Origin of the sequence: Candidatus Chordibacter forsetii (assembly GCF_964187505.1) — a bacterium.
In the GTDB taxonomy this organism is placed as follows: Bacteria; Verrucomicrobiota; Verrucomicrobiia; order Opitutales; family Seribacteraceae; genus Chordibacter; species Chordibacter forsetii.
On record NZ_CAXLML010000203.1, the window covers coordinates 1 to 4,379 of the forward strand.

At 48.1% G+C, this 4,379-nt stretch carries 4 protein-coding genes; all 4 read right to left on the reverse strand.

Annotation, left to right across the window (positions count from 1 at the left end):
* On the reverse strand, positions 1 to 826 hold an 826-nt coding region (locus ACKPQ4_RS08915; protein WP_407680833.1), incomplete at its 3' end, for an iron-containing alcohol dehydrogenase.
* Positions 827 to 848: 22 nt separating this feature from the next.
* Positions 849 to 2,285 (reverse strand): aldehyde dehydrogenase family protein, encoded by a 1,437-nt coding sequence (locus ACKPQ4_RS08920; RefSeq protein ID WP_407680834.1) that lies wholly within the window; start codon positions 2,283 to 2,285, stop codon positions 849 to 851.
* Positions 2,286 to 2,290: 5 nt separating this feature from the next.
* The gene (locus ACKPQ4_RS08925) at positions 2,291 to 3,391 is read right to left on the reverse strand and encodes a hypothetical protein (RefSeq protein ID WP_407680835.1); all 1,101 of its coding nucleotides are present in this window, start codon (positions 3,389 to 3,391) and stop codon (positions 2,291 to 2,293) included.
* A gap of 16 nt (positions 3,392 to 3,407) precedes the next feature.
* A partial coding sequence (locus ACKPQ4_RS08930; protein ID WP_407680836.1) for a sodium:solute symporter family protein occupies positions 3,408 to 4,379 on the reverse strand: 972 nt, incomplete at its 5' end.

A 4,379-nucleotide genomic window follows, 5' to 3' on the forward strand; every position in this document is an offset into this window, starting at 1 on the left:
CATGGGCGGCTCCGAGCATACTTCGTTCAATAGCCGCACCCGCATGGGCCGCTCCCAATAGCACATGACCACGCGCCAATAAGTCTTGAGGGTCTTTCCATACCGTTTCCAAATTCTTTACCAAATGGACAAAGGCTTGCCGGGCATGACGACCGGACAAGTCATTTCGACGTGAGCAAACCGCGGATTCTAGGGCATGAGCCAGGGCGTCCATTCCAGTAGCGGTACAAACTGAAAAGGGTTGGGAAAGGGTAAGCTCGGGATCCAATAGCGTAACTTTTGGCAAAGCACTAGGATCTCCGCATGCCATTTTCCGGTGCGTCTGATCGTCAGAAATCAAGGCATACGACTGGCACTCACTTCCCGTCCCTGCAGTGGTAGGAATAGCGATCATCGGGAGCAACGGCTTGGTTGCCTTAGACACACCCCAATAATCTTTCATAGAACCACCATTAGTCAGGATAAAATTTGCCCCCTTGGCGGTGTCGAGTGAACTGCCTCCGCCCAAACCAATGATGAGATCAATCTCCAGCATACCAGCTTTCTGTGCACATTCCTGTACACTTGAATCCGTAGGGTTTTCCATCGATTCCTCGAATAAAAATGTACGAACACCAGCCGACTCCAAAGATTCCATGACCTTATGGGGATGACCGGCCGAACTTACACCTAGGTCGGTGACCACCAAGGCACGGCTGCCAAATTGCTTAGCATACTCACCAACTTTTCTAGAAGATCCGGGGCCATAAATGACCCTTTGTTCAGTTGGGTCGCCTAGTGCAAAAAAGGAAGAGTCCAACGATGGAGAGCTGGAACTTCCTGTCATTGAAAAGGGAACGGGAGGCGAATCAGGCGGCCAATCCTATGGATCGACGCTTGTATAAAAACTCGAAGAGGTTGCCTTCGTGCGGTTGATCCCACGATATTTTCATTGTTGAAATAGGCCCAACATTTAATCTTTCAATTCTTGGATCCATTAGCAGTTCTCGCTTAAAAGATTCACATTTAGTCAGTGCAGAAACGACCAGAGTTGGTCCGATCTTATCGAGCATTTCCGATTGTGGAACCTCCACCACACTGGCATAGGGGCAGAGAAATTCCCGGTTAGCCAAGGGATGTTCGATCGATTCGCAGGCAATAATTGTTGGCCGCAAATAAGTTCCCCCCTCCGCTTTAATCAGGCGGGAACCATCACGATATGGAGCCGTTGCATCATACGCTCCGGCTTCCAAAAGGTCTGCATCGATTGCAGAATCTATCCATTCTGCCATCTTGGGGTTGGCAAACCCAGATAGGACGGCATTAGGATCGTTCATCGCTAAGGGCTTGATCGGGCCGAGTCTCTGCCCAAGGGCATCAGCAATTTCCTTTGCATACTTGGGTACAATAATAGCAGATGCATTAATACAACTGCGTCCACCATTATCCGAAATTGAGGCAACCATGAGGTCTAGGTAGTCTTGCCAGTTTTCGATCTCATCGTCCCCGATCAAAACCTTACTAAAACCGGGCCCATGGACTTGTACACCAGGATTCCCGGCATATTGATCGGTGGTTGATTTGTCCCCAAAGATGAGTGCCCGGTCGCAAAGACGCAAAATATCAGCCGCTCCTTCGTGATCTGTGGGGTAAAACCCAAAGGCTTTTGCGGGACATCCCGCTTTAATAAAGGCCTGCATTAATCGATAAGGTGTCCATGGCTCGTCCTTGCCGGGTTTCATAATCACCGGGATTTTCAGGGGGATTGCGGGTAGCCAAAGTGAATTAACCGCTGGAGAGTTACTGGGCATGACCAGACCAAGTGCCTTGGTGGTTGGATGAAAACAAACCGGAGAACCGGATTGTTCGCCATAACCGCGGTCTAATACCTCCACATCCAACCCACGGGTCAATCCATTAAGAATCGTATCCATATGAGTAAGGGCGTGATGGATTTTTTCCATATTCCGACGAACCATAATGTGGGGAAGCCCGCTGGTGGATGAAAGAGTCTCTAAATATTCCTGAGGGCTTTGCAGTTCTCCTGCTTCCCCGACAGGTAATTCTTCATGAAGAAAAAATTCTCCTGCCTGCCGGGAAATTTCCAGAAGTTCGGCAGTCGAAAATTTTTGCAAGGCGGCTCTGGCCTGTCCGACCTCTTTAAGATCTCGGCGGATCACTCCTGGGTTTACCTGGCTCAAGGTGGCCCGCACGGACCCATCCCGATAGTCGAGTACTTTAGATTGATTAAGGCTGCAGTAAGGCTTGCCCAGTCGCAAACTTGGTAAGTGGGGTGCTTGTTTCATACCTATTAATAGACTCCCTCTACAATTTTCTTCTCCATCGCTCCAAACGGACGGATTTCTGCGACCCCATCCCATGGTGCTTCAGTCCATGGTTCTCGGCGGATGGCTTCGTCACGCTCCAAAAAACGGGGCATGAAAAATTCTTTTGTAAGGGTAGTTAGTTCCACCCTGCCCCAATGATTATATTCCACCGGTTTTCCACTATCTGTATCGATCACCCGAAGGACTGCCCGTGGTTGGGGAGCGTAATAAGCAATCGAATAATCATTTTCAGGCCCAAAGGGATGATTGCGTGCCAAGCCCATCAAGGTATTCCCATAGGTCGGGACAAATCCGATCTTTCCTCCTTCGCATACCTCTTCTTGAAGAAAACGGGCATATTGACGGTCCATGGTTGTTCCCCCGCAAAATACCCCTTTGACCCCGGCGCTTACCAAGTCTCGACGCTCGGCCAATGCTTCTAAAAGTTTGGGAGTGGTAAAAAGAGCACTGATCTCGCGGTTTTTGATTATGGTCAGGGCCTGTTCAACCACATGATCCATATAGGCACGGGCTTGATCAAATTGTTGAGTAGCGATCAATCGTTTGACCCAGCGCGGATCAAGGTCGACAAAATAACAGGAACAACCTCTTTCATTGGCCAGGTGTTCAATAGCCAGGCGCAATCTTCGCGGACCGGTTGGGCCGACCATCAACCAGTAGTGATCGCGGGGAAAATGATCATCATTTAGAGTCTTCGAAAAAGCGGTATAATCGATGCGAAAATCATCCCATCCAATTCGTTGCTTGGGCATACCCGTAGTTCCACCCGTTTCAAAAATGTTAAAAGGTCGATCGGCAAATGCCTGTGGCACCCATACTTTATTGGGAAGATCCCGTAACCATTCATCTTCAAAGTATGGAAATTTATCACAAAGTTCTGCGAAGGTACGAACCTCTTCCAAAGGATTGAAATCTTGTTCCTTCGCCCAGTTTAACCAAAAAGGACATCCACTTTCCGGGGAGAAGTGCCAATTGATCATTTCCTCGACATGTTGATCGAGATCGTTAGCCGCATGTTTAATTTGTTCTTCGCTTACCATAACTGAAACAATTTCTAGTCGCATTCCCAGCGATTCGCAATCACGACCGAGAGGGAAAGAATTGATCGATCGTTGATTGAGCCGGAGGCGAGGTTAGGAGGGATACGACCACAAGAGCACCCGCTGATACAAGGAAGCAAATTGCCGCTGGTACAATTCCCGGTCCCACAAAATATTCTCCTCCATATCCGGATTGATGGAAAAACCATGCCCAAGAAATGAGGGCCGTTAAAACCGATGCAATCGCACCTGCTTTGGTCGCCCGTTTCCAATAAAGAGCAGAAAAAACTAAGGGGAAAAGAGCAGCAAATCCACTAAAGCACCAAATTGCCAAATCGAAAACATTGGCATTTTTGACCGCCATGGCCAGCAAGTAGGTTACTGCTACGATGATTACAATAAATGAACGAGCGATTTTTAATTTTTGTGAATCAGAATAAACCTTACTTCCCGCACGATGAACTACGATGTCATTGGTAAATACAGTACCAAGGCAAAGGAATTGGGAATCCATTGAAGACATAATAGCGGCCAATACACCAGCTGTGAGCAAGCCGGTAAGCCAGGGGTCGCCAACGAGCATATTCAGGGTGGCAGATAAAACCGCAGGCGGAGGAATGCCTGGCGGGAGCAAGCCGGTAGCCCATGAACCAATGAGCACACAGGGAACCCAAACAATGAGAATACAAAGGGGGTGAGCAATTACGGTAAGTTTGAAAGCCCTGGCATTCCGGGCGGTCAACCAATGTTGGAATAGATGAGGGAACATTCCCACACTCAAGGGAATGAAAAGGTAAGTCACAAAAGTGATAAAAGGTATACCCAGTTCGCGTTCAAAAGGAACGAGCTCTCCAGTTTTTGGGTTTTTCTTTTTAAATTCCACCACGATTGGATCACGACCAAGATGGGGGTGACGATCGGTCAAATTGGAGTTAGTAAAGTTGAGAACTTGACCAATTTTTTTTGGTGGGTCTTGTTCCATTAAAATCCCTGCCTTTTGATCAAATCGATA

What these genes read in the sequence shown, in the direction of transcription:
- ACKPQ4_RS08920 (WP_407680834.1), bottom strand. Translation starts at nt 2,285, where the DNA reads ATGAAACAAGCACCCCACTTACCAAGTTTGCGACTGGGCAAGCCTTAC.
- ACKPQ4_RS08925 (WP_407680835.1), bottom strand. Translation starts at nt 3,391, where the DNA reads ATGCGACTAGAAATTGTTTCAGTTATGGTAAGCGAAGAACAAATTAAA.